The following is a 23,795-nucleotide window of genomic DNA, read 5'->3' as shown; positions in this document are numbered from 1 at the left end:
CTGCGACGGACGCCGCCGCTGCCGGCCGCCGCGACCGGTCACGGCCGGCGCCACAGCCCGCGGGCGGCCAGCAGCGGCAGGACCCCCTCGCCGAACCAGTAGACCTCCTCCAGGTGCGGCATGCCCGACAGCACGAACTCGTCGATCCCCAGCTCGTGGTACTCGGTGATCAGGTCGGCGACCTCCCGGTGGCTGCCCACCAGCGCGGTGCCCGCCCCGCCGCGGAGCAGCCCGATGCCGGCCCACAGCCCCGGGTGCACCTCCAGCCGTTCCGCCGAGCCGCCGTGCAGCGCGAGCATCCGCCGCTGCCCCTCCGACTCGCTCTCGGCGAGGGCCCGCTGGGTCTCCCGGACGCGCTGCGGGTCCATGCCGGCGAGCAGCCGCTCGGTCTCCGCCCAGGCCTGCGCCGAGGTGTCCCGGCTGATCACGTGCAGCCGGATGCCGAACCGCACCGTCCGGCCCTGGGCGGCGGCCAGTTCGCGGATCCAGCGGAGCTTCTCCCGTACCTGGGCGGGCGGTTCGCCCCAGGTCAGGTAGACGTCGGCGGACCGGGCGGCGACGTCCCCGGCCGCCGGGGAGGAGCCGCCGAAGTACACCGGCGGCACCGGGTCGGGCAGTCGGTTCAACTTCGCGCGCTCGACCCGCAGATGGGGGCCGTGGTGGTCGACGGTCTCCCCCGCCCAGAGCCGCCGGGCGATGTCCAGGAACTCCCCGGTGCGGGCGTAGCGGGCGTCCTTGTCCAGGAAGTCCCCGTAGGCCCGCTGCTCGGCGGACTCGCCGCCGGTCACCACGTTGAGCAACAGCCTTCCGCCGGACTGCCGTTGGTAGGTCGCGGCCATCTGCGCCGCCAGCGTGGGGCTGATCTGCCCGGGCCGGAATGCCACCAGGTACTTCAACCGCTCGGTCACCTGGGTCAGCATCGCGGTGGTCAGCCAGGCGTCCTCGCACCAGGCGCCGGTCGGCGTGAGCGCCCCCTCGAAGCCCAACTGCTCGGCGCTGCGGGCGATCTGGCCCAGGTACGCGATGCTCGGCGGCCGGTCGGACCCGGCCGTCCCGGGCGTCGAGCCGTGCCCGCCGCCGACGATCTGCCGGCTGTCGCCGTTGGTGGGGAGGAACCAGTGGAAGGTGAGAGCCATGGAACGGACACACTCCTGCGGCCGGTGTGCTGTCGGGGGTCGGTCGGTCCTGCTTCGGTCCTGCTTCGGACCCGCTTCGGTCCTGCTGCTGGGAACTCACCGACGACGACAGCCGGCCGCCCACACCCGCGCCAGGTCCACGTGCAGACGGCGCACGAGGCAGGGGCGGGTCGGAGCGGTCATGCGCCCGATTATGCCCGACACGACACAACGCCCGCAGGCCCTCCCCCGGGTGGGGAAGGGCCTGCGGGCGTTGCGTACCTTGCGTACGTCAGGCGGGGATCAGACCTGGCCGGCCTTCTCCAGGGCCGCGCAGCAGGTGTTGATCAGCAGGCGGGTGACGACGTACGGGTCGACGTTGGCGTTCGGGCGACGGTCCTCGATGTAGCCCTTCTGCTCCACCTCGACCTGCCACGGGATGCGGACGGACGCGCCGCGGTTGGAGACGCCGTAGCTGTAGACGTTCCACGGGGCGGTCTCGTGCTTGCCGGTCAGGCGGGACTCGATGTCGGCGCCGTACTGGGTGACGTGCTCCAGCACCTTCTCCTGGGAGGCGCCGAGCGACTCGCAGGCGGTGATGATGGCGTCGTAGCCCTCGCGCATCGCCTTGGTGGAGAAGTTGGTGTGGGCGCCCGCGCCGTTCCAGTCGCCCCGGGCCGGCTTGGCGTCCAGGGTGGCGTCGATGCCGAACTCCTCGGCGGTGCGGTAGAGCAGGTAGCGGGCGATCCACAGGTCGTCCGAGACGGTGAGGGCGTCGACCGGGCCGATCTGGAACTCCCACTGGCCGGGCATGACCTCGGCGTTGATGCCGCAGATCGCCAGGCCGGCGTCGAGGCAGCGGTCCAGGTGCAGCTCGACGATCTCGCGGCCGAAGACCTCCTCGGCGCCGACGCCGCAGTAGTAGCCGCCCTGCGGGGCCGGGAAGCCGCCCTCGGGGAAGCCCAGCGGGCGGGATCCCTTGAAGAAGGTGTACTCCTGCTCGATGCCGAAGATCGACTCCTGCGCGGTGTACTTCTCCTCGACCTCGCGCAGCAGGGCGCGGGTGTTGGACTCGTGCGGGGTGCCGTCCGTCTCCAGGACCTCGCACAGGACGAGGATGTTGTCACCACCGCGGATCGGGTCCTTGACGACCTTCACCGGCTCCAGCACGCGGTCCGAGGCGTGGCCCTCGGCCTGGTTGGTCGAGGAACCGTCGAAGCCCCAGGTCGGGATCTTGTCGGCGTTGGGCAGGACGCGAGTCTTGGAACGGAGCTTCGCGGTCGGCTTGGTGCCGTCGATCCAGATGTACTCGGCCTTGATTGCCACGGCGTGTCCCTCTATTGCTGGGTGGTGGATGCCCGCGTAGCGTCGCAAGCCGCCGTTTCCCGGTTGTTCCTCTCGTGTAACGCGCATGTGAACCAACCGTCCGCATCGGCACGGTCACGGTGCGGGAGTGCCGGGCGTGGCACCCCGCACCGCTGCGGGTGCTCAGCCGCGACGGGCGTGCGCGGCCCGGCGGCGCCGGGTGGCCCACAGCGCGGCCGCACCGCCCGCGACCAGGGCGGCGGCCCCGGCGGCCAGCGGGCCGGTGGCGCTGCTGCCGCCGGTGGTGGCGAGCCGCTCGGGCTTCTCCACCGCCGCCTGCGGCACGGCGGCGCGCGAGGTGGTGGCGTCCGCGACCGGCTGGGCGGCGGGCGGGGACGTCGGCACGGTGCTCGGAGTGGCGGTGGCGGTGGGGCCGGACGGCTTCTCGCAGCTCACCGAGGCGACGGTGACCTTCCCGGTGACCTTGGCGACGTTCAGGTTGAGCGGGTTCACCTCCACCTGCACCTCCAGGGCCGAGGCGGCGGCGGTGGTCGTGGTGGTGCTCTTCTTGGAGAACTCCACCGACACGCTGCCGACCAGCGGCACGTCCACCTTGGTGGGGCCGTACAGCCCGACGGTGACGGGCTTGCCCAGCACGGTCAGCTTGGCGGGCGCGACCACGTTCGCGGTCGGCTGCCCGTCGACCGGACAGGTGGCCTCGGCGCTCATCGCCTCCAGGCCGAGCAGCGCGGTGGCGGGCAGGCCGGGGGCGTGCACGTCGGCGTTGACCAGCTTGACGGAGGCGGTGGCACCCTTGGCGTCGACCCGGGTGACGGACCTTCCGAGGTCGGCCTTGACCAGCTCGACCGGGGCGGCCTGGTCGACGCCCGCGACCTTGGCGGTCAGCACGGAGCCCTCACGCTGCTCCGGCGTCTCCACCTTGTTGAGCGCGATGTCCACCGGGACGTCCACCGCCTTGTTCAGGAAGCTGACGTCCAGGGCGACTTCGGCGGTGACGGCACGGGCCTTGCCCGGCGAGGGAGTGGCCGCCGGGGCCGCCGGAGCTGCCGGAGCGGCCTGGACGGGCCCGGCGGTGAGCAGCGTGCTCACCACCACGGCGGCGGATGCGGAAACGATTCGGCGAGACGGCCGGGACGGCTGAGACGGCTGAGACGGCCGAGACGACTGGAAGGATCGGGAAGACCGGAAAGACCGGGAAGACATGGCGGGACCCCCACACAGGTGAAACGATGAGCCGCCAGTCTTCTCAAACGATCCGTCACATGAGCCTCACGGAGCGTCATTTCACTCGTTGGAGTGAGATTGACGTCCGGCACTGACCGGGATCTGCTACGGGAGCAACTCCCTTACGGCAGTCGCCAGTCCACCGGCTGCGCCCCCTGCCGCACCAGCAGCTCGTTCGCCCGGCTGAACGGCCGCGAGCCGAAGAAGCCGCGGTCGGCCGACATCGGGCTCGGGTGCACCGACTCCACCGTCGGGATGTCGCCCAGCAGCGGGCGCAGGTTACGGGCGTCGCTGCCCCACAGGATCGCCACCATCGGGCCGCCGCGCGCCACCAGCGCCCGGATCGCCTGTTCGGTGACCGCCTCCCAGCCCTTGCCCTTGTGGGCCCGGGGGTTGCGCGGCTGGGTGGTCAGCGCCCGGTTCAGCAGCAGGACGCCCTGCTGCGTCCAGGGCGTGAGGTCGCCGTTGGACGGCTGCGGCAGGCCGAGGTCGGTGCCGTACTCCCGGAAGATGTTGACCAGGCTCGGCGGGATCGGCCGGACGTCCGGCGCCACCGAGAAGCTCAGGCCGACGGCATGGCCGGGCGTCGGGTACGGGTCCTGCCCGACGATCAGTACCCGGACGTCGGCGATCGGCTGCTGGAACGCCCGCAGCACGTTCGGCCCGGACGGCAGGTAGGTGCGGCCGGCCGCGATCTCGGCGCGGAGGAAGTCCCCCATCGCGGCGATCTGCCCGGCGACGGGCTCCAGGGCGGTGGCCCAACCGGGCTCGACGATCTCATTCAGTGGACGCGGTGCCATGGTCGTCACCCTATCGGCCGATACCGACAGGGCGTCACGACGGACGGTCACCGTGAACGACCACCTCGGACGGTCACCGTGAACGACCGCCTCGACCGATCGCCGGGCTCCCCACCGCCCGCGCCCGGTCACCCCACCGGCCGCCCCCGCAGCACCACCGTGCGCGGGTCCGCGAGCACCCGGACGTCCGCCCGCGGGTCCTCCTGGTACACCACGAAGTCCGCCGGAGCGCCCTCCGCCAGCCCCGGCCGCCCGAGCCACTCCCGGGCACCCCAGCTCGCCGCCGACAGCGCCTCGGCCGGGCTCAGCCCCGCCTTCACCAGCTCCGCCACCTCGTCCGCGACCAGCCCGTGGGCGAGCGAGCCGCCCGCGTCGGTGCCGACGAACACCGGGATGCCCGCGTCGTGCGCGGCGCCCACGGTGTCGTAGCGGCGCTCGTGCAGCCGCCGCATGTGCGCCGACCAGGCCGGGAACTTGGCCTCCCCGCCGGCCGCCAGCTGCGGGAAGGTGGCGATGTTGACCAGGGTCGGCACGATGGCCACCCCGCGCTCGGCGAAGGCCGGGATCAGCTCCTCGGTCAGCCCGGTGGCGTGCTCGACGCAGTCGATCCCGGCCGCCAGCAGGTCCGGCAGCGACTCGGCCGCGAAGCAGTGCGCGGTGACCCGGGCGCCCTCCTCGTGCGCCGCCGCGATCGCCTCGGCCAGCGCGTCGCCGGGCCAGCAGGCGGCGAGGTCGCCGCGCTCGCGGTCGATCCAGTCGCCGACCAGCTTCACCCAGCCGTCGCCGCGCCGGGCCTCGGCCCGCACGTAGGCGGCGAGGTCCCCGGGCTCGATCTCGTGGGCGTAGTTGCGGATGTAGCGGCGGGTGCGGGCGATGTGCCGGCCGGCCCGGATGATCCGGGGCAGGTCCTCGCGCTCGTCGATCCAGCGGGTGTCGGCGGCCGAGCCGGCGTCGCGGATCAGCAGGGTGCCCGCGTCTCGGTCGGTGAGCGCCTGCTTCTCGCTGGTCTCGGCGTCCACGGCGCCGTGCGCGTCGAGGCCGACGTGGCAGTGCGCGTCCACCAGACCGGGCAGCACCCAGCCCGTCACCGTCCGGACGTCCCCGGCGGTCGGCGGGCGGGTGAAGCTCACCCGGCCGTCCACCACCCAGAGTTCGTCCCGTACCTCCTCCGGGCCGACCAGCACCCGGCCCCGGACGTGCAGCACCGCACCTTCGCTCATGGCCGCACTCTACCGACGGGCGGGTTCCGTGCCATCGGCGCGCATGGGGCAGACTCGTTGCCGCACCCACCACCCGCCCCGCGAAAGGCCGTGAAGCCGTGAGCCCCTTCCTCGACCTCCCCCCGCTCAGCGCCGCCGGGTTCGCCGCGATCGAGGACCAGGTCGCCGCGCTGCTGCACACCGAGGCCGACGTCATCGTGACCCAGGGCGAGGCCCTGCTGCCGCTGGAGGCCGCGATCCGCGGCGCCGCGCACCCCGGCTCCACCGCGCTCAACATCGTCACCGGCCCGTACGGCCAGACCTTCGGCAACTGGCTGCGCTCCTGCGGCGCGACGGTCGTCGACCTCGCGGTGCCCTTCGACAGCGCGGTCAGCGCCGAGCAGGTCGCCGAGGCGCTCGACGGCCACCCGGAGATCGACTTCGTCTCCCTGGTGCACGCCGAGGCCGCCACCGGCAACACCAACCCGGTCGCCGGGATCGCCGCCGTGGTCCGCGAGCACGGCGCCCTGCTGATGCTCGACGCGGTCGCCTCGGTCGCCGCCGAGCCGCTGCTCACCGACGAGTGGGGCATCGACCTGTGCGTGATCGGCGGCCAGAAGGCGATGGGCGGCCCGGCCGGGGTCTCCGCCGTCTCCGTCTCCGAGCGCGCCTGGGAGCGGATCGCCGCCAACCCGGCCGCCCCGCGCCGCTCCTACCTCTCCCTGCTGGACTGGAAGGAGCGCTGGACGGACGCCGGTCGCACCGTACTGCCGCACGCCCCGGCCCAGTTGGAGATGCTCGCGCTCGGCGCCTGCCTGGACCGGATCGCCGCCGACGGCCTGCCCGCCGTGATCGCCCGGCACCGTGCCGCCTCCGCCGCCACCCGGGCCGGCGCCCGCGCCCTCGGCACGCTCGGCCCGTACGTCCACCAGGACGCCGCCGCGGCCCCGGTCGCCACCACCCTGCGCACCCCGGCCGGGGTGCACGCCGCCGAACTCGCCGCCGCCCTCGACCCGGCGCTGCCCGTCCAGCCCGGCGGCGGGGCGCTGGCAGCCTCCATGCTCCGCGTCAACCACTACGGCCGGGCGGCCTCGCTGGACACCGTCGCGGCCTGCCTGACCGCCCTCGCCAAGGCCACCGGGGGCGACGCCGACGCGGCACTGACCGCCGCCGGGGCGGCGTGGGACGCGGCCGTCTGACGACCGGACGCCGAGCGGCCCCCGAGACTCCTCGGGGGCCGCTCCTCCGTTCCGGCGCGGGCTCAGTGCCCGCCCTCGTCCACCACCTCCACACCGCGGATGTTCCGCTCGATCTCCTCCGCCGGGAGCGCCACCGCCAGCGCCCAGTAGTAGATGACCAGTGCGAACACCACCACGACCCCGATGTCCCACCACAGCGGCAGGTTCCCCTGGGCGCCCACCCCGAAGGTGCCCTGCCAGGAGACGATCCCCATCCCGACCAGGTAGACCGGCAGCCACTGCCCGGCCTTGAAGTCCATCCGCGGCGCGTTCGGCACCCCCTTCGAAGCGGCGTACATCGAGTACCCGCCGAGCAGCAGGTAGCCGATCAGGATCGCCAGCCCGAGGCGCCACAGGGTGTCCCAGCCGGACCAGTAGATGACCAGGCTCGCCACCGCGAACGCGGCCGGCGAGATGATCGTGCCGCCGGGCAGGTGGTACGACCGCTCCATCCCGGGCAGCCGCTTGCGCAGCACCCCGAAGGCCAGCGGCGCGCCCGCGTACATCAGCACCACGGCAGAGGTGATGAAGCCGACCAGCTTCTGCCAGCTCGGGAACGGCAGGAAGCAGACCACCCCGGCGACCCAGGCGATCAGCAGGCCGAGCCAGGGCACCGAGTTGCGGTCGGTGTACTGGAGGGCCTGCGGGGCGTAGCCGTTGCGACTGAGGCCGTAGGTGACCCGGGAGCTGGAGGTGATGTAGACCAGCCCGGTGCCGGCGGGCGAGATCACCGCGTCGATGAACAGGACGGTGGCCAGCCAGCCCAGGCCGATCAGGGTCGCGAGGCCCGCGAACGGGCCGCTGATCCCGGGGTAGTCGAGCTTGGCCCACCCGCCCGCGAAGGTCTCCGGCGGCAGGGCGCCGATGAACACCACCTGGAGCAGCACGTAGATCACGGTGCCGATCACCACCGAGCCGAGGACCGCCCGGGGGATGTCCCGGCGCGGGTTGCGGCTCTCCCCCGCCCACTGGATGGCCTGCTCGAAGCCGAGCAGCGCGAAGATCACCCCGCTGGTGCTGATGGCCGCCAGCACGCCCTTGGAGCCGTCCGGCGCGAAGCCGTGCGAGGTGAAGTTGGAGCCGTGGAAGTCCTGGATCCCGAAGGCGAAGATGGTCAGGATCGGGATGGCGACCTTCCACACGGTCGCCGCGCTGTTGGTGTGCGCGAGCAGCCGGACGCCGAGGAAGTTGATCGCGACGAACACCCCGAGCAGCACGGCCGCAACCACGAAGCCCGAGCCGGTCAGCGTCAGGTCCTTGTTGAGGAAGCCGTCCGCCCAGGTCCAGTGCCGGGCGTAGTTGATCATCGCCTGGACCTCGATCGGCGCGATGGTCGCGGCCTGGAGCCAGGTGAACCAGCCGAAGGACATCCCGGCGAACCCGCCGAAGGCGTAGTGCGGGTACCGCGCCGTCCCGCCCGCGACCGGGAACAGCCCGCCCAGCTCGGCGTGGATCAGCGCCAGCAGGATGATCGCCAGCGCCCCGATCCCCCAGGACAGCAGAGCGGCCGGCCCGGCCGCCACCGCCGCCTTCTGCGCCCCGAACAGCCAGCCGGAGCCGATGATCGCCCCGACCGAGGCCCACAGCAGCCCGGCCAGGCCGACCTCCCGCTTGAGCCCGCCGTGCCCCGTCGGGGGCGATGTCGTCGTATTGGAATGGGCCATGGCGCCACGCCTCTCACCTCGGGGAATCCCCCCGACAGTGCCGCAGCCCCGAGCCCTCCCCCACCCTCGAAACACCCTCCGACCTGCACCCTCACCCGAACGGCCGGAGCGCGGGTCCGTCAGTCGGGCGGCAGCACCGGCCGACGGTGCCGGCCCGGGCGGTATCCGACCGCCGCCCGGATCGCACCACCCCATCCCGCGCCTCCCCGCTCAACCGCTTTCGCCCCCCCGCGACAGTTCCCGCACCGTTCACCTACCCGGCACGCGGATCTCACCGCGAACCGGCAAGCTCCCGCACGGAGCGAAGTTGGCTGTACAACTTTGCCCGGGAGTCGTCGAGGAGGAACCCCCGTGACCGAGCGACCGCCGTTGACCGAGCTGCCGCCGTACTGGCTGCGCGACAACTGCCCCTGCGCCGAGTGCCGGGACCCGCGCAACGGGCAGAAGCTGTTCCAGATCGACGACCTGCCGGCGGGCCTCGCGATCGCCGCGAGCACGGAGCTCGACGGCCGCCTGGAGGTGCTCTGGTCGGACGGGCACCGCTCCCGCTATCCGCTCGCCTGGCTCGACGAGGCGGAGGAGGGCGACGGGCGCACCGAGCAGGGCAAGCGGCTCTGGGCGGCCGCCGAATTCGCGCGCGGCATTCCCGAGGCCGACTGGGAGGCCTACCTCACCGACCCCGCCGAGCAGGCCGCCGTCCTGGCCGCCGTACGGCGCAGCGGCTTCGCGGTGCTGCGCGGGGTGCCCGCCGTGGAGGGGCAGGTGCTGCGGGTGGCCGAGAGCTTCGGCTACGTCCGGGTCACCAACTACGGGGAGCTGTTCGACGTCCGGGTCGAGCCGGATCCGAACAACCTCGCGTTCACCGACAAGGCGATCGCCCCGCACACCGACAACCCGTACCGCGACCCGGTGCCCACCCTCCAGCTGCTGCACTGCCTGGAGAACTCGGCGACCGGCGGCGACTCCGGCCTGGTGGACGGCTTCAAGGCGGCGGCGATCCTCCGGGACGAAGCCCCCGAGGACTTCGCGACGCTCACCCGCACCCCCGTCCCCTTCGTCTTCCGTGACCGCCGCACCGAACTGCGCGCCGACCGCCCGCTGATCGACGTGGACCCGCTGGGCCGGATCCGCGAGGTCCGGTTCAACAACCGCTCCATCGGCACCCTCCGCGCCGGCGCGGAGGACCTGACGGCCTTCTACGCCGCCTACCGCCGCTTCGCCGCGATCACCCTGCGCCCCGAGCTCCAGCTGACCTTCCGGCTCGGCCCCGGCGACTGCCTGGTCTTCGACAACACCCGTCTGCTGCACGCCCGTACGGCCTTCCAGCAGGACGGCCGCCGACACCTCCAGGGGTGCTACGCGGACCTCGACTCGCTCGCCTCCACCCTCGCCGTGCTGCACCGCCGCACCGCCGCCCTGGACGAACTGGCCGAACTGTTCGCGGGCGAGGGCGCCGGGGAGTACCTGGGGGAGCCGGTCACCATGGCGGAGCACATGCTCCAGGCCGCGGCCGCCGCCGAGGCCGCCGGGGCCCCCGACCACCTGGTCGCCGCCGCCCTGCTGCACGACCTCGGCCACTTCCACGGCGCCTTGCACGGAAGAGATCTGATGCAAGGTCAGGACAATCGCCACAGCCACACCGGCGCCGACCGGCTGGCCGCCTGGTTCGGGCCGGAGGTCACCGAGCCGGTCCGGCTGCACGTGGCCGCCAAGCGCTACCTGTGCGCGGTCGAGCCCGGCTACCGGGCCCGGCTCTCCGAGGCCTCCGAGTACACCCTCACCGTCCAGGGCGGCCCGATGGGCGCCGAGGAGGCCGCCGCCTTCGCCCAACTCCCGGGCGCCGTCGACGCGGTAGCCGTGCGCCGATGGGACGAGCAGGCGAAGGAGCCCGGCCTGGAGACGCCGGACTTCGAGCACTACCGCCCGCTGCTCGCCTCACTCATGCGCTGACCGCCCCGCCGCGAGGCCCCGAGGCGGCGCGGCCGTCCGGGAGCTCAGTCCAGCTCCCGGGCGTGCCGCGAAAGCGCCGACGTGGCCAGCGAGTTGTGCACGCTGAACGCCACCGTGCCGGGCAGGTAGCGGTCCTGGGACCACTCCACCGGCGTGCCGGTCGGGTCGGTGGTGCGCCGCCGCTCGCGCAGCAGCGGGCCGCCCCGGCGGCAGCCGAGCAGCCGGGCGTCCTCGGCGTTGGCCGCGACGACGTCGATGGTGTGGTCGGCGTCGGTGAACAGGATGCCGTGCTCGCGCAGCACCTCGGTGTGCGAGACCACGTCCGGCGGCAGCTCGGCGACGATCTCGCCGACCCGCGGCGGGTAGATGGTCCGCTCGACCATCACCGGGGTGCCGGACAGCGTCCGCAGCCGGACCGTCACGTACACCTCGGCGCCGGGCTCCAGCCGCAGTTGCTCGCGCTCGGCCGCGTCCGCCGGGCGGCGCACCAGGGAGTCCAGGATGCCGCCGGGCTCCTCGCCCATCGAGTACGCCCAGTGCGTGAAGCTGAGCAGTTCGGAGAAGCTCTGCACCCGGGCGCCGCCGAGCACCACCCGTCGGGTGCCGCGGCGGGAGGTGACCAGCCCGTCGGAGCGCAGCACGGCGAGCGCCTGGCGGACGGTGCCGCGGGAGACCCCGTACTGCTCGGCCAGCGCGCCCTCGGCGGGCAGCCGGCCGGCCTCGCCGTACGCGCCGGTGGTGATGGCCTCGCGCAGATCGGCGGCCACCTTGCGGTACAGGGCTCCGGCCGTGCGCTCGACGGGGCGCTCGGGCTCTACTGCCACGTCACTCAATTGTCCCTCCAGGGGCGGTGTCCAGCGCAGCCGTACCGGCACGGACAGCCCGACCTTATCCCGCTGCGCAGTTCGAGCATCGCACCGAACGGATCACGCACCGATGGCCGGATTCCACCGTTCCCGCAGCCGACCCCGGTTCTGGGCCGTCCGTTCACCTTCCCGTCACCGAACTTCGGGTTACTTACCTCCGTCAGCGAAGTTGGCTAGTCAACTCGGACGCCGTCGAACTCACCCCGGACGGCTCCGGATCGCCACTCGCCGATCCCCCGATCCAGACACCCGCTTGCAGTTCCCCCCTCTCAGGAGACTGACCCGTGTCCGTGCACCGTGCCCGCTCCGCCGCCTTCGCGGCCGTCCTGACCGCCGCCGCGCTGTCCCTCACCGCCTGCGGTTCCGCCGGCTCCTCCTCCGCGAAGTCCGGCAGCGACGCCGCGGGCGGCAAGAGCGCCAAGACCGCCACCTCGGTCGCCGACTTCGGCGGCATGGACGCCCTGGTCGCCGCCGCCAAGAAGGAGGGCAAGCTGCACGTCATCACGCTGCCGCGCGACTGGGCGAACTACGGCAAGCTGATGGACGGCTTCAAGGCGAAGTACGGCATCGACATCGAGGACGAGAACCCGGACGGTTCCAGCCAGGACGAGATCAACGCGATCACCTCCCGCAAGGGCCAGGACCGCGCCCCCGACGTGGTCGACCTGGGTGCCGCGTTCGCCACCTCCGGCGGCAAGCAGGGCCTGTTCGCCCCCTACAAGGTCGCCGACTTCGACAAGATCCCGGCCGCCATGAAGGACGCCAACGGTCTGAGCTACAACGACTACGGCGGCTACATCTCGATCGCCTGCGACGCCAAGAAGGTGTCGGCCTGCCCGAAGACCTTCGCCGACCTGCTCAAGCCCGAGTACAAGGGCATGGTCGCGCTCAACGGCAACCCGACCAAGGCGAACGCCGCGTACAGCGCCGTCATGGCCGCCGCCCTGGCCAACAGCGGTTCGCTGGACAACATCCAGCCCGGCATCGACTTCTTCGGCAAGTTGAAGCAGGCCGGCAACTTCAACCCGGTCGAGGTCACCCCGGCGACCATCGAGAAGGGCGAGACCCCGATCACCATCGACTGGTCCTACCTGAACGCCGGCTACGCCGACAAGTTCAAGGACAAGGGCATCGACTGGCAGGTCAGCATCCCGTCCGACGGCGTCTACGCCAACTTCTACAACCAGGCCATCAACAAGGACGCGCCGCACCCGGCCGCCGCCCGCCTGTGGGAGGAGTACCTCTACAGCGCGGAGGGCCAGAACGGTTTCCTGGGCGGCTACGCCACCCCGGCCCTGTTCGACGCCATGAAGGCCGCGGGCACCCTGGACACGGCCACCGCCGCCAAGCTCCCGGCCGTCGAGAAGCCCTTCACCACCTTCCCGACCGACGACCAGACCACCGCGGCCAAGAAGGTCGTGACGGAGAACTGGGCCAAGGCGATCTCGGGCTGATCTGACTGATGACTACGGCTCCCACCCCGGTGCCGGCCAGCGCCTCCGCCGCCCAGAGCGGCGGGGGCGCCCCCGGCCCCGCCTCCCCCGCCCCGGCCACCGCCACCGCCACCGGCGGCGCCACCACGGTGCACACCGAGGCCCCCCGCCCGGCCGCGCGCCGGGCCCGCGGCAGCCGCGCCTGGCTCGCCGCCCTCCCCCTGATCCTCTTCTTCGCGATCGGCTTCGGCCTGCCCGCCGTCGCGATCGTCATCGGCGCCTTCACCACCTCCTCGGACGCCCCCGACGGCGGCGGCACCTTCACCCTCGACAACCTCACCGGCTCGCTCCAGGGCGCCTACTGGACGGCCCTGTGGGGCAGCGTGAAGCTCTCCCTGCTGACCGCGCTGATCGCCACCGTGGTCGGCCTGCCGCTGGCCCAGGCCGTGGCCACCTCCCGGTTCCGCGCCTTCCGCGAGGCCGTGATGTCCGCCTCCGGCGTGCTCGCCAACTTCGGCGGCGTCCCGCTGGCCTTCATGTTCGTCGCCACCCTCGGCAACTCCGGCGAGGTCACCAAGAAGCTCGGCCTGACCAAGCACGGCTGGAACCTCTACACCTTCTCCGGCCTGTCCGTGGTCTACCTGTACTTCCTGGTGCCGCTGATGGTCATCACCATCACCCCGGCCCTGGAGGGCCTCAAGGTCCAGTGGCGCGAGGCCGCGTACAACAACGGCGCCACCGGCGTGCAGTACTGGCGGCACGTGGCACTGCCCGTCCTGCTGCCCTCGCTGCTCGGCGGCTTCGTGCTGCTGTTCGGCGCCTCCTTCGCCGCGTACGCCACCGCCGAGGCCATGGTGGGCAGTTCGGTGCCGCTGATCTCGATGCAGATCGGCGACGCGCTGTCCGGCAACGTCCTGGTCGGCCAGGGCAACCTCGCCCTCGCCCTCGGCCTCGACATGATCGTGGTCGCCTGCCTGGTGATGGCCGTGTACCTGCCCCTTCAGCGCCGGAGTGCCAAGTGGCTCGCCTGATCAATCGCATCCGTTTCGGCCGCGGCCTGGTCCTGCTGCTCTGCGGGATCTACTTCGCGGTGCCGATGGCCGCCTCGCTGTGGTTCAGCGTCGACGACAACAAGGGCGGCACCACCTTCCGCGCCTACACCGAGCTGCTGAACGCCCCCGGCTTCACCGACAGCCTGGTGCTCAGCCTCGAACTGGCCGCCGTCACCGTGGCGGTGCTGCTGCTCCTGCTCGTCCCCGCGGTGCTCGCCGCCCGGCTCGGCGCGCCGAAGCTGCGCCCGGTCATCGAGGTCATGTGCTCGATGCCCCTGGTCGTCCCGGTGGTGGCCCTCACCACCGGCATCATCGGCGTGCTGCGCTGGGGCCCGGACTACCTCCAGGACACCCCGTTCTTCCAGACCATCGTGGCCATCCAGGACCCGGCCTTCCCGATCGTCCTGGTCATCGCCTACGTGCTGATGGCCCTGCCGTTCGCCTACCGGGCGATCGACGCCGGACTGCGCGGCGTGGACGTGGTCACCCTGGTCGAGGCCGCCCGCAACTGCGGCGCCGGCTGGCTGCGCGCGGTGTTCACCGTCGTCCTGCCGAACCTGCGCAGCGCGCTGCTGAACGGCGCCGTGCTCACCGTCGCCCTGGTGCTCGGCGAGTTCACCACCGCCTCCATCCTCGGCTTCGGCCCCTTCTCGGTGTGGATCAACTCCAACGGCAAGAGCGACGGCCAGATGTCCGTCGCGGTGTCGATGCTCAGCCTGCTGATCGTCTGGCTCGTCCTGCTGCTGATGTCCGCCGTCGGCCGCGGCCGCAAGGCCGCCCGGTCCTGAACCACCCCCCGTTCTCCAGGAGTTACCAGCCATGACCACGGCCACCGCCACCGCCTCCCGGGCCGCGACCGCCGCCGGCGGCGCCACCGTCGAGTTCCGCTCGCTGCGCCGCGCGTTCGGCGCCACCACCGCCCTCGACGGTCTGGACCTGACCGTCCGGCCCGGTGAACTGCTCGCCCTGCTCGGCCCGTCCGGCTGCGGCAAGACCACCGCGCTGCGCATCCTGGCCGGCTTCGAGCAGCACGACTCCGGCGAGGTGCTGGTCGACGGGCAGGACATCACCGCGATCCCCGCCCACAAGCGCGACGCGGGCATGGTGTTCCAGTCGTACAGCCTCTTCCCGCACCTGACCGCGCTGGACAACGTCGCCTTCGGGCTGCGGATGCGCGGCACCGGCAAGGCCGAGCGCCGCAGGCGCGCCCAGGAACTGCTGGAGCTGGTCGGCCTGCCGCACCGCGCCGAGCACTACCCGCACCAGATGTCCGGCGGCCAGCAGCAGCGCATCGCGCTCGCCCGCGCGCTCGCCCTCCAGCCGCGCGTGCTGCTGCTGGACGAGCCGCTGTCCGCGCTGGACGCCAAGGTCCGCCTCCAGCTGCGCGAGGAGATCCGCCGCCTCCAGCAGGAGCTGGGCATCACCACCCTGTTCGTCACCCACGACCAGGAGGAGGCGCTGTCCATGGCCGACCGGGTCGCCGTGCTGCGGGCCGGAAGGCTGGAGCAGTGCGCCACCCCGTCCGAGCTGTACGGCCGGCCGGCCACCGCCTTCGTCGCCGAGTTCGTCGGCACCATGAGCCGCATCCCGTGCACCCGCACCCCGGACGGCGTCGAGGTGCTCGGCCGCCGGCACGCGGTCGACGGCACCGCGCCGGCCGACGGCGAACTCCAGGTGCTGGTCCGCCCGGAGAACGTCGTCCTCACCCCGTCCGCGACCGGCCCGGCCCAGGTGGTCACCGCGTCCTTCCTGGGCGCCGTCACCCGGCTCACCGTCCGCCTGGACGACGGCACCGAGGTCAAGGCCGACCTGCCCACCGAGGCCGCCGCCGCCCTGCCGGCCGGCTCGCGCGCCGAGCTCACCCTGCCGGACCGGCCGGTACTGGTGGACCGCCGAACCGCCTGAGCGGCCCGTCTGGGATCCTCGTTACCGCCTCTGCACCCTCAGAAGAACCACCGAAGGTACCACCATGCCTGAAACCGTCGTTCCTGATTCCGCCCCCGTCCCCCTGCCCGCCGCCGTCCTCTTCGACATGGACGGCACCCTGGTCGACACCGAGCAGCTGTGGTGGAAGGCCGCCGCCGAACTCGCCGAGGAGCTGGACCACCCGCTCACCGACCGGGACGCCCCCGAGGTGCTCGGCCAGGCCGTCGAGCACACCGCCGCCCACCTGCACAGGGTCAGCGGCACCAGCCGCCCCGAAGCCGAACTCGCCGCCGTCCTGGGCGAGTCCTTCGCCGCCAAGGTCGCCGCCGAGACGGTGCCCCGCCCCGGCGCGCTCGACCTGCTGGCCGCCCTGCGCGAGGCCCGGGTGCCCACCGCACTGGTCTCCGCCTCCCCGCGTCTGGTGGTGGACCTCGTCCTGTCGTCCATCGGCCGCGACTGGTTCGCCGTCACCATGGCCGCCGAGGACACCCCCCGCACCAAGCCCGCGCCGGACCCGTACCTGGCCGCCGCCGAGCGGCTCGGCCTCGACCCGGCCGCCTGCGTCGCCGTCGAGGACACCCCCACCGGGGTCGCCTCCGCCGCCGCGGCCGGCTGCGCGGTGCTCGCGGTGCCCTCCACCGCCGTCCCGATACCCGACGGCCGGCGGATCACCCTGCTGGACAGCCTGGAGCGCGCCGACCTGGCGCTGCTGGGGAAGCTCTCCGCCGCCCCGGCCGTGTGACCGCGACATGCCCTACGTCCTGCTCACCCTCGCCATCCTGAGCGAGGTCTGCGCCACCAGCTGCCTCAAGCTCACCGAGGGGTTCACCCGCCTCTGGCCCAGCCTCGGAGTGGGAGTCGGCTACGCGCTCTCCTTCTACCTGCTCGGCCGCGCGCTCAAGCACATCCCGGTCTCGGTCGCCTACGCCGTCTGGTCCGGCGCCGGAACGGCGGCGGTCGCCGGCATCGGCGTGGTCGCCTTCGGCGAGTCACTGGGCAAGCTGCAGATCCTCGGCATCGCCCTGATCATCGTCGGAGTCGTCGTCCTCAACCTCAAGGGCGGCCACTGACCGCCCACCACCCCGGCCCGGAGGGCGTCAGGGTCCGGGCGTAGCGTTCCACCCCGACATCGTGAGGAGCGGGGGAAGCAGTGGCGGGAACGAGGACGAGACGCGGGACCGTCGCACTGGCGGCCGCGCTGGTGGCGGCGGTGCCCGCCGGGACGTTCGGGCTGGTGGCGGTGAGCACGTACGTGGGGTTCGGGGCGGCGTCGCTGCTCGGGCTGGTGCTCGGGGTCGGGTGGATCGTGGGGGTGGTGCGGCTGCTCGGGGCGGCGGCGGGCTGCTGGATGGCGGCGTTCGGGGCGCTGCTGTGGCTCCTCGCGCTGGCCTCGGTGGCCTCGGCCCGGGACTCACTGATCCTCAGCACCGCGGGGGAGACCGTCACCGCCCGGGTCACGGCCGCGCACGACCGCCCGCAGGGCAAGCAGCCGAGCTCCTCGTACGACGTCGTCGACGGCAACGGCGTGCCGATCCCGAACGGCACGGTGGCCGCCGGCCTGCACGCGCACGCGGTCGGTGACCTGCTCACCGTCCGGTACGACCCGAGGGGCGTCGCTCAGGCGCGCCTGCCGGAGAACGTCGACCTGCTGCGGGACGGCGCCGTCGCCCTCGGCGTCAACGCCGCCCTGATGGCGGGCACCGCCGGTCTGGGCGTGGCGGTGGTCCGCAACGGCCGCCCGCGCCGGGTCCCGTGGCGCCGGGGGAGCGCCCTCTGAGCCACGCCCCGCGGCGCGGCCGCCCGGCGGCGGTGGGCCCGCCGGGCCGCGCGGGCTACTCCCGCACCACCCGCGCCCGCAGGTAGTTGCGCCGTCCGAAGTTGGGCTCGTCCACCGCCGTGAGCTCCTCGACCTGGAACCGGTACAGCGCCGCCGCCCCGCCCCCGGTGAGGTACTGCCGCCGGACCTCGTCGTCCTGGGCGAAGGCCGGGTACCGCCCCTGGTAGGCCGCCAGCGCGGCCTCCGCCTGGTGCCCCCAGGCCTCGCTCGCGCTGCCGGTCAGCTGGAGTCCGCGCAGCTGCTCACCGAAGGCGGGCGGCGGCAGGAAGACGGTGGCGGCGGCCCGGGCCTCCTCGGCGAGGTGGTGGCTGTGCCGGGTGGAGCGCTCGCTGACGAAGTACAGGACGAGGTCCTCGTCGTAGGCGAAGAAGGCGAGGTTGGCGTGCGGCCCGTGTTCGTGGCCGGCGGTGGCGAGGGTGAGCACCATGGCCTCGGCGAGCAGCCCTTCGACGCCCTTGTGCAGCAGGTCGCCCGGCCAGTCCCCCTGCGTGATGTCGAGTCGGTACGGCATTCGGCACTCCCTCCGCTGGCACGCCCGGTGCCTTCGCGCCCCGAGCACGACTGAGCCGGGCGGCCGCCCCCGGTCGGGGGCCGCACGCCCGGCTCACATGCTCCACCCGCCGTCCGAAACCGGACAAGGGGCGGGCCACTCACGAAATGGCTACTACCGCGCCCGGTGCGAGGCGTACTCGCGGCTCACCACCGGCACCGTGCCGGGGCCGAGGAGCGGGCGCAGCGCGCCCGACCGCATCCGGTCCACCAGCGGCCCGCAGCGCCCGGCCAGCGGGGCCAGCACCAGGGCGACCAGGGTGCCGACGAGGGCGCCGACCGCCACGTCGTGCGGGTAGTGCACGCCGACCCAGACCCGGGAGGCGGCCATCAGGGCCGCGAAGACGGTGGCGACGACGCCGAGCCGGCGGCTGACGAACCAGAGCGAGACCGCGGCGGCGAAGGCGATCACCGAGTGGTTGCTGGGGAAGGACCAGTCACCGGCGGCGGGGCAGGTCTCCAGCGAGACGCTGCCCTTGATCTGCGCGCACGGCCGGAGTTCCTCGACCATGCCCTTGAGCACGGAGTTGATGCCGTACGCGACGACCACGATCACCGGGGAGGCGAGCACCTTGGCCATCACCGCGGACTCGGCGCCGCGCGCCCGCCACCACGCGTACAGCATGAACAGGGCGAACAGCCCGAGGCCGATCGCGGACCAGACCTTGATCACGTCGTCCAGCCAGGTCGGGGCGGACTGCGCCCACTTGTTCACCTGGGTGTAGAGGCTGCCGTCGATGCCACTGCCGTCGTACACGGCGAGAGCCCGAGAGGACATCACACGTCACCTCCGTGACGGCGCGCCTTACGGGCGCGGAACAGTTCGAGAACAATGGGGAGCACGGAGACAACTACTACCAGACCGATGATCGGCAGCAGATACTGGTCGATCCCGGGAATCGACGACCCGAGCCCGTACCCGGCCAGCACCACGCCGACGGTCCACACCGCACCGCCCGTCACCTGCCAGAAGGTGAACGAGCGGACCGGCACTTCGAGTACGCCGCAGAGCGGATTCAGCACCGTACGGACCACCGGGATGAACCGGGCCAGCACGATCGCCTTGCCGTGGCCGTACTTGGCCAGCAGTTCCTCGGCCCGTGCCACGCCCTCCAGCAGGCTCTTGCGCTTGGTCCGGCTCAGCAGCGCCCGGCCGCCGCGCCGGCCGATCAGGTAGCCGACCTGGGCCCCGGCCAGCGCCCCGATCAGGGCGGCGGGGAGCACCTGCCACAGGTGCAGCTGCGGGCCCTTGGTGGCGCCGGGCACGCAGAGCAGGCCCGCGGTGAACAGCAGCGAGTCGCCGGGCAGGAAGAAGCCCACCAGCAGGCCGGTCTCGGCGAACAGCACCACGGCGATGCCGAACGCCCCGAAGGCGGCGAGCAATGAGGAGGCGTCCAGCGGGTTCACGGCGAGGTGGGTGCCCATCGCGAGGTGGGTGCCCACCGCGAGGTGAACGGCCGGATCGGCGGGGAACTGGAGCAAGGCTGGCGGACCTCCCGTACGTTGGGGGGCGGTCGCCGCGACGCGCGGCGGACCCGCCCGGGACCGTCTACAGTGACGTAGACGGTCTACATGACTGTAGACGAAAGCTGGAGGAAGCGCCGCCATGTCCGACGTATCGTCCGCCCGCCGGCCTGCCGGGGAGCTGGAGTCCGAGGTGCTGGCCGCCCTGTGGTCGGCCCGGCAGCCGATGACGCCGCAGGACGTCCAGACGGCGCTCGGCGGCGACCTCGCCCGCACCACCATCGCGACGATCCTGGCCCGGCTGCACGACAAGGGGACGGTCGAACGCACCCGGACCGGCCGCGCCTACGCCTACACCCCGACCGTCCAGGACACGGCGGGCCTCGCCGCCCGCCGGATGCACACCGAACTCGGCCGCGAGGCCGACCGCTCCACCGTGCTCGCCCGCTTCGTCTCCGACCTCTCCGCCGAGGACGAGCAGCTGCTGCGCGCCCTGCTCGGCGGCGACGGCGACGGCGCCGTCGACGGCACCAACCGCGTCGGCGGCACCAACAGTGGCGGCTCCCGAGCGACGGGCGGCCCCGGATCGGCGGGCGCCCCGTGCTGATCGCCGTCTGGGCGCCGCTGCTGCTGCCCTTCCTGACCGCCCCGCTGGCCCGCCGGCTCGCCGAGGCGCTGCCGCCCCGGGCCGCCGCCTGGCTGCTGGCCGGCACCGCCACCGTGCTGGCCGGCGGCACCCTCTGCTCGCTCGGACTGCTCGCCGCCGCCGGACTGCTCCAGCTGCCCCCGGTCGCCGCCCTCGGCCACCTCTCGCTGCCCTGGCTCACCGCCGCCGCGCCCAGCGCCCCGGTCGCCGCCGCCCTGGCCGGCCTCGCCCTGGCCGCGCTCGCCGCACTGGCCGTACGGACCACCCGCCGCCGGTGCCTGGAGCTGCGCACCGCCCGGGCCGCGCTGCCCGCCCCGCGCCCCTCCTGCGGCGCCGAGGCGGGAGCCGAGCCGGGCGCCGAGACGGAGGCCGCATCGGGCGCCGCAACGGGCACCGCAGCAAGCACCGCCCCGCGCGCCCAGACCGACGCCGACCAGCATCCGGACACGCGCCCCCGCCACGCCCCGGTGCGCCGGGCGCGCGCCGAGCGCGGGCCGCAGGACCCCACCCGGCACCCCGCCGGGCGCCCCACCCTGCGCCCCGCACCCCGCCCCGTCCGGGCGGCCTGGCGGCAGGCCCTGGCCCGGCTCCGACACCCCGCCGACCACCCGCTCACCGTGCTGGACGACGAGCGCGCCGACGCCTTCGCCCTCCCCGGCCGCCTGCGCCGCCCCGGCCGGCCCGGCGAGCCCGGCCGGATCGTGGTCACCTCCGGGATGCTGCGCGCCCTCAGCGGGCCCGAGCGCTCCGCCCTGCTCGCCCACGAGCGCGCCCACCTGACCGGCCGGCACCACGTCTTCCTCGCCCTCGCCGAGCACGCCGCCGACGTCCACCCGGCGCTCCGCCCACTGCGCGCGCCCCTCGGGTACCACCTGGAGCGCTGGGCCGACGAGGTGGCCGCCGCCCGGATCGGCGACCGCGCCGTGACGGCCCGCGCGGTCGGCCGGGCCGCCCTCGCCGCGAGCCGCTCGCCCTGGCCGGCCCGGCCCCGGCTGGTCGCCGCCGCCCACTCCGGCCCGGTCCCGCGCCGGGTCGCGGCCCTCCTCCAGCCCCGCCCCTCCACCGCCCCGGCCACCCGGCTGCGGGCCGTCGCGCTGGCCCTGGCCGCCTGCCTGGCCCTGACCACCGGCGCCGCCCTGGAGGCCACCGCCGACCTCCACCACACCGTCGAGACCGCCCAGCACGAACCCGGTACGGAGCGCTAGCCGACCCCGGCCGGGCGCCGAACGAACCCCGAACGAACCTCGGCCGGGCGCCCCGCGCCGTTTCCGTACCGACCGGTATGCGGACTTGGCAGACCCCGTCCCCACGCGCCCATCGCACCCGTACGCTTTCGTCAGCGCGTCGACCCCGGCGCGTCCTCGAACGGCGGCGAGGAGCAACCCGAGTGCGGCAGACCGGACGGCAGTCCCGACGACCAGAGCGCCGCACCCCGCCGACCGCGGCGGAGCTGGCCAGGGTCCACGAACGCACCCTCGCCGACGCCGCCGCCCGCGAACTCGTCCTCCCCGAGAGCACCGGGCCCGGTACGCCCGGCCGGCTCGAACCCCGCCCCGAGATCGGCGACTCCTGGGCCCGGCTGCGCCGCCTCGGCCTCGACCCCGACACCGGCGCCTCCACCGTCCTGCTCGGCCCCGCCGAGCTGGAGCAGCGCCGCCGGGCCAGCGGCCTCGACAACGTCATGCCGGTGCTGCGCGAGACCCTGCTGGAGCCGGTGAGCCAGGCCCCGCTGATCCTCGCCATCGCCGACGCCGAGGGCCACGTGCTCTGGCAGGAGGGCGAACGCGGCCTGCGCCGCAGCGCCGACCGGATCGGCTTCGTCACCGGCGCCCGCTGGACCGAGGAGACCGTAGGCACCAACGGCATCGGCGTCGCGCTGCGCGCCCAGCGCCCGATGCACGTCCACTCCGCGGAGCACTACCTGCGCAGCCACCACACCTGGACCTGCGTGGCCGCCCCCGTGCACGACCCGGCCACCGGGCGGCTGGTCGGCGCCATCAACCTCAGCGGCCCGGCCCACAACGTCCGCCCCTACCTGCTCCAGCTCACCGCCACCGCCGCCCGGCTCGCCGAGACCGAACTGCGTGCCCGCCGCCTGGAGGCGCTGAACCAGCTGCGCACCCTGGCCGCCCCGCTGCTCGCCCGGGTCGGCGGACCGGCCCTGGTGGTGGACGCGGCCGGCTGGACCGCCGCCTCGGCCGGGCTGCCGCCGCAGAGCCGGCTGCGCGTCCCCAGCGAGGGCTGGGACCCGGCCGCCGTGCACTGGGTGCCGGGGCTGGGCGAGTGCGTGCTGGAGCCGCTCGCGGACGGCTGGCTGGTGCGGCCCGTCCGGCCGACCGGGGCGGACGGCTCCGGCACGGTGACCGCCGAACGCGCCGAGGGCGCCCGGCTCCGGCTCGACCTGCGCCGACCGGACCGCCCCGAACTGTCCGTCCGGAGCGCGGCCGACAGCTGGTCGCACCCGGTCAGCCCGCGCCACGCCGAGCTCCTGCTGCTGCTCGCCACCGCCCGCGAGGGCAGCACCGCGGCCCAGCTGGCCGAGGCGCTGTTCGGCGACGCGGGGCGGACGGTCACGGTGCGCGCCGAACTGTCCCGGCTGCGCCGCTACCTGGGCGGCCTGCTGGCCCACCGGCCGTACCGCTTCGCCGACTCGGTGCTGGTCACGGTGGAGGGGCCGGCCGATCCGCTCGACCTGCTGCCCTCCTCCACCGCCCCCGCGGTACGGCGGCTGCGGGCGGAGCTGGTGGCGGGCCTGGTCCGGCTGCCCGGGGCCGCGGTACCCGTGCCGCCCCCGCGCCACGGCGGGGGCCCGCCGGTCCCGGACGACGCCCCGGCCGCGCAGTGCGCACCGGCGAACGGCACCCCCACGAACGGCGCGTCCACCCACAGCGCTGTCACCGACAGCACCACCGCCAACACCCCACCCGCGAGGGGAGGTTGCGCTCCTCAGCCGCCCGCGAGCAGCGCGGCCAGCTGGGCGTCGGTGGGCCCGTAGTCGCGCTCGGCCTCGGCCGAGACCAGCGCGTAGGTGCGGTCCAGCCAGGCCTGCACCCGGGGCCTGGAGGCCTCCAGCAGGGCGCTGCCGTGCGGGGATTCGAGCGCCAGGTGCAGCGTCGAGCCGTGGCAGGGGCAGTACGCCGGCCACAGCTTGACGTCGCCCTGGCCGCTGATCCCCTGCAGTCCGTCGCGCAGCAGGTCGCGGGAGAACACCCAGTCCGCCTCGTCCGGACGCCCCAGGTGGAAGGTCAGCAGCACCTCGTAGGGCCGTGCGGTGTCGAAGCGGAACCGGGTGCACACCTCGCCGACCACTTCGTCGCCCAGTGAGATCCGCAGCGTCAGCACCTCCTCCACCGACGCCGGAGCGGCGGCGGAGCCACCCCCATCGCCGCCCGTGGGGGTGGCGGCGAGGGGGGCACTGGAGGCTGCGGACAGCGGGTCGGGCGGCATGACGGTCTCTCCGGGAACGGCGCGGGATGCCATCAGCCTGCGTCACCGGCGACCGGGCG

23 protein-coding genes are annotated in these 23,795 nt (G+C 73.9%); 12 read left to right on the top strand and 11 right to left on the bottom strand.

The window, feature by feature from the left end:
- Positions 1-38 precede the first annotated feature (38 nt).
- The 5 genes from ACIQWA_RS21685 to ACIQWA_RS21665 form a co-directional block, all read right to left on the bottom strand.
- A complete protein-coding gene (locus ACIQWA_RS21685; protein ID WP_402484668.1) occupies positions 39-1,136 on the bottom strand; it encodes an LLM class flavin-dependent oxidoreductase in 1,098 nt (365 codons plus the stop codon).
- A 282-nt stretch (positions 1,137-1,418) separates the two neighbouring features.
- Complete coding sequence (gene glnII, locus ACIQWA_RS21680; protein WP_402484666.1) at positions 1,419-2,441, bottom strand: glutamine synthetase; 1,023 nt, start codon at positions 2,439-2,441, stop codon at positions 1,419-1,421.
- 162 nt (positions 2,442-2,603) lie between these two features.
- Positions 2,604-3,536 (bottom strand): SCO1860 family LAETG-anchored protein, encoded by a 933-nt coding sequence (locus ACIQWA_RS21675; RefSeq protein WP_402484663.1) that lies wholly within the window; start codon positions 3,534-3,536, stop codon positions 2,604-2,606.
- Positions 3,537-3,787: 251 nt separating this feature from the next.
- On the bottom strand, positions 3,788-4,465 hold the full coding sequence (locus ACIQWA_RS21670) for a uracil-DNA glycosylase (RefSeq protein ID WP_402484660.1): 678 nt from the start codon (positions 4,463-4,465) through the stop codon (positions 3,788-3,790).
- A gap of 128 nt (positions 4,466-4,593) precedes the next feature.
- Positions 4,594-5,685: an amidohydrolase family protein gene (locus ACIQWA_RS21665; RefSeq protein ID WP_402484657.1), complete on the bottom strand. Its 1,092-nt coding sequence runs from the start codon at positions 5,683-5,685 to the stop codon at positions 4,594-4,596.
- Between the two features lie 98 nt (positions 5,686-5,783).
- Here ACIQWA_RS21665 and ACIQWA_RS21660 point away from each other — a divergent pair, with 98 nt between their 5' ends.
- Positions 5,784-6,863, top strand: coding sequence for a pyridoxal-phosphate-dependent aminotransferase family protein (locus tag ACIQWA_RS21660; protein ID WP_402484655.1), 1,080 nt, complete (start codon positions 5,784-5,786; stop codon positions 6,861-6,863).
- Positions 6,864-6,925: 62 nt separating this feature from the next.
- Here ACIQWA_RS21660 and ACIQWA_RS21655 read toward each other — a convergent pair whose 3' ends face one another.
- Positions 6,926-8,566 (bottom strand): APC family permease, encoded by a 1,641-nt coding sequence (locus tag ACIQWA_RS21655; RefSeq protein ID WP_402484653.1) that lies wholly within the window; start codon positions 8,564-8,566, stop codon positions 6,926-6,928.
- Positions 8,567-8,917: 351 nt separating this feature from the next.
- Between ACIQWA_RS21655 and ACIQWA_RS21650 the strand changes: the two genes are divergently transcribed.
- Positions 8,918-10,516: a phosphonate degradation HD-domain oxygenase gene (locus tag ACIQWA_RS21650; RefSeq protein ID WP_402484651.1), complete on the top strand. Its 1,599-nt coding sequence runs from the start codon at positions 8,918-8,920 to the stop codon at positions 10,514-10,516.
- Between the two features lie 44 nt (positions 10,517-10,560).
- On the opposite strand, the gene ACIQWA_RS21645 is transcribed toward ACIQWA_RS21650, so the two are convergent.
- A complete protein-coding gene (locus tag ACIQWA_RS21645; RefSeq protein WP_360236291.1) occupies positions 10,561-11,340 on the bottom strand; it encodes a GntR family transcriptional regulator in 780 nt (259 codons plus the stop codon).
- 326 nt (positions 11,341-11,666) lie between these two features.
- Here ACIQWA_RS21645 and ACIQWA_RS21640 point away from each other — a divergent pair, with 326 nt between their 5' ends.
- The 7 genes from ACIQWA_RS21640 to ACIQWA_RS21610 all read left to right on the top strand — a co-directional run bounded on the left by ACIQWA_RS21640 (position 11,667) and on the right by ACIQWA_RS21610 (position 17,570).
- The gene (locus ACIQWA_RS21640; protein ID WP_360236288.1) at positions 11,667-12,836 is read left to right on the top strand and encodes an ABC transporter substrate-binding protein; all 1,170 of its coding nucleotides are present in this window, start codon (positions 11,667-11,669) and stop codon (positions 12,834-12,836) included.
- Between the two features lie 8 nt (positions 12,837-12,844).
- The gene (locus ACIQWA_RS21635; RefSeq protein WP_402484648.1) at positions 12,845-13,846 is read left to right on the top strand and encodes an ABC transporter permease; all 1,002 of its coding nucleotides are present in this window, start codon (positions 12,845-12,847) and stop codon (positions 13,844-13,846) included.
- Positions 13,846-14,655, top strand: coding sequence for an ABC transporter permease (locus tag ACIQWA_RS21630; RefSeq protein WP_402484752.1), 810 nt, complete (start codon positions 13,846-13,848; stop codon positions 14,653-14,655). The genes ACIQWA_RS21635 and ACIQWA_RS21630 overlap by 1 nt, the downstream gene beginning before the upstream one ends.
- A gap of 31 nt (positions 14,656-14,686) precedes the next feature.
- Positions 14,687-15,772: an ABC transporter ATP-binding protein gene (locus ACIQWA_RS21625; RefSeq protein WP_402484646.1), complete on the top strand. Its 1,086-nt coding sequence runs from the start codon at positions 14,687-14,689 to the stop codon at positions 15,770-15,772.
- A 64-nt stretch (positions 15,773-15,836) separates the two neighbouring features.
- Complete coding sequence (locus tag ACIQWA_RS21620; protein ID WP_402484644.1) at positions 15,837-16,535, top strand: HAD family hydrolase; 699 nt, start codon at positions 15,837-15,839, stop codon at positions 16,533-16,535.
- Positions 16,536-16,542: 7 nt separating this feature from the next.
- Positions 16,543-16,863: a multidrug efflux SMR transporter gene (locus ACIQWA_RS21615; RefSeq protein ID WP_350506695.1), complete on the top strand. Its 321-nt coding sequence runs from the start codon at positions 16,543-16,545 to the stop codon at positions 16,861-16,863.
- Positions 16,864-16,943: 80 nt separating this feature from the next.
- A complete protein-coding gene (locus tag ACIQWA_RS21610; RefSeq protein WP_402484642.1) occupies positions 16,944-17,570 on the top strand; it encodes a hypothetical protein in 627 nt (208 codons plus the stop codon).
- A gap of 55 nt (positions 17,571-17,625) precedes the next feature.
- On the opposite strand, the gene ACIQWA_RS21605 is transcribed toward ACIQWA_RS21610, so the two are convergent.
- The 3 genes from ACIQWA_RS21605 to ACIQWA_RS21595 all read right to left on the bottom strand — a co-directional run bounded on the left by ACIQWA_RS21605 (position 17,626) and on the right by ACIQWA_RS21595 (position 19,604).
- Positions 17,626-18,141 carry a pyridoxamine 5'-phosphate oxidase family protein gene (locus ACIQWA_RS21605; RefSeq protein ID WP_360236273.1) on the bottom strand — a complete coding sequence of 172 codons (516 nt, stop codon included), beginning with the start codon at positions 18,139-18,141 and terminating at the stop codon, positions 17,626-17,628.
- 153 nt (positions 18,142-18,294) lie between these two features.
- The gene (locus ACIQWA_RS21600) at positions 18,295-18,957 is read right to left on the bottom strand and encodes a phosphatase PAP2 family protein (protein WP_402484640.1); all 663 of its coding nucleotides are present in this window, start codon (positions 18,955-18,957) and stop codon (positions 18,295-18,297) included.
- Positions 18,957-19,604: a DedA family protein gene (locus ACIQWA_RS21595; RefSeq protein ID WP_360236421.1), complete on the bottom strand. Its 648-nt coding sequence runs from the start codon at positions 19,602-19,604 to the stop codon at positions 18,957-18,959. Before ACIQWA_RS21595 ends, ACIQWA_RS21600 begins: the two co-directional genes overlap by 1 nt.
- 181 nt (positions 19,605-19,785) lie before the next feature.
- On the opposite strand from ACIQWA_RS21595, the gene ACIQWA_RS21590 reads away from it, so the two are divergent.
- The 3 genes from ACIQWA_RS21590 to ACIQWA_RS21580 all read left to right on the top strand — a co-directional run bounded on the left by ACIQWA_RS21590 (position 19,786) and on the right by ACIQWA_RS21580 (position 23,284).
- Complete coding sequence (locus ACIQWA_RS21590; protein ID WP_402484638.1) at positions 19,786-20,250, top strand: BlaI/MecI/CopY family transcriptional regulator; 465 nt, start codon at positions 19,786-19,788, stop codon at positions 20,248-20,250.
- Positions 20,244-21,494, top strand: a complete 1,251-nt coding sequence (locus ACIQWA_RS21585; protein WP_402484636.1) for a M48 family metalloprotease — start codon at positions 20,244-20,246, stop codon at positions 21,492-21,494. Before ACIQWA_RS21590 ends, ACIQWA_RS21585 begins: the two co-directional genes overlap by 7 nt.
- Positions 21,495-21,676: 182 nt before the next feature.
- A complete protein-coding gene (locus tag ACIQWA_RS21580) occupies positions 21,677-23,284 on the top strand; it encodes a GAF domain-containing protein (RefSeq protein WP_402484634.1) in 1,608 nt (535 codons plus the stop codon).
- On the opposite strand, the gene ACIQWA_RS21575 is transcribed toward ACIQWA_RS21580, so the two are convergent.
- Complete coding sequence (locus tag ACIQWA_RS21575) at positions 23,236-23,736, bottom strand: SsgA family sporulation/cell division regulator (RefSeq protein ID WP_360236258.1); 501 nt, start codon at positions 23,734-23,736, stop codon at positions 23,236-23,238. The two genes, ACIQWA_RS21580 and ACIQWA_RS21575, sit on opposite strands and share 49 nt — an antisense overlap.
- Between the last annotated feature and the right edge of the window lie 59 nt (positions 23,737-23,795).

This window comes from Kitasatospora sp. NPDC098652, from assembly GCF_044760155.1.
Lineage (GTDB): Bacteria > Actinomycetota > Actinomycetes > Streptomycetales > Streptomycetaceae > Kitasatospora.
Note: the sequence above shows the minus strand (reverse complement) of the source record. Positions and strands in the feature narration are given on the sequence as shown.

Coding starts and splice junctions, on each gene's coding strand:
- ACIQWA_RS21685 (WP_402484668.1), bottom strand. CDS start 1,136: ATGGCTCTCACCTTCCACTGGTTCCTCCCCACCAACGGCGACAGCCGG.
- ACIQWA_RS21670 (WP_402484660.1), bottom strand. CDS start 4,465: ATGGCACCGCGTCCACTGAATGAGATCGTCGAGCCCGGTTGGGCCACC.
- ACIQWA_RS21665 (WP_402484657.1), bottom strand. CDS start 5,685: ATGAGCGAAGGTGCGGTGCTGCACGTCCGGGGCCGGGTGCTGGTCGGC.
- ACIQWA_RS21655 (WP_402484653.1), bottom strand. CDS start 8,566: ATGGCCCATTCCAATACGACGACATCGCCCCCGACGGGGCACGGCGGG.
- ACIQWA_RS21635 (WP_402484648.1), top strand. CDS start 12,845: ATGACTACGGCTCCCACCCCGGTGCCGGCCAGCGCCTCCGCCGCCCAG.
- ACIQWA_RS21625 (WP_402484646.1), top strand. CDS start 14,687: ATGACCACGGCCACCGCCACCGCCTCCCGGGCCGCGACCGCCGCCGGC.
- ACIQWA_RS21620 (WP_402484644.1), top strand. CDS start 15,837: ATGCCTGAAACCGTCGTTCCTGATTCCGCCCCCGTCCCCCTGCCCGCC.
- ACIQWA_RS21615 (WP_350506695.1), top strand. CDS start 16,543: ATGCCCTACGTCCTGCTCACCCTCGCCATCCTGAGCGAGGTCTGCGCC.
- ACIQWA_RS21605 (WP_360236273.1), bottom strand. CDS start 18,141: ATGCCGTACCGACTCGACATCACGCAGGGGGACTGGCCGGGCGACCTG.
- ACIQWA_RS21600 (WP_402484640.1), bottom strand. CDS start 18,957: ATGTCCTCTCGGGCTCTCGCCGTGTACGACGGCAGTGGCATCGACGGC.
- ACIQWA_RS21595 (WP_360236421.1), bottom strand. CDS start 19,604: ATGGGCACCCACCTCGCCGTGAACCCGCTGGACGCCTCCTCATTGCTC.
- ACIQWA_RS21590 (WP_402484638.1), top strand. CDS start 19,786: ATGTCCGACGTATCGTCCGCCCGCCGGCCTGCCGGGGAGCTGGAGTCC.
- ACIQWA_RS21575 (WP_360236258.1), bottom strand. CDS start 23,736: ATGCCGCCCGACCCGCTGTCCGCAGCCTCCAGTGCCCCCCTCGCCGCC.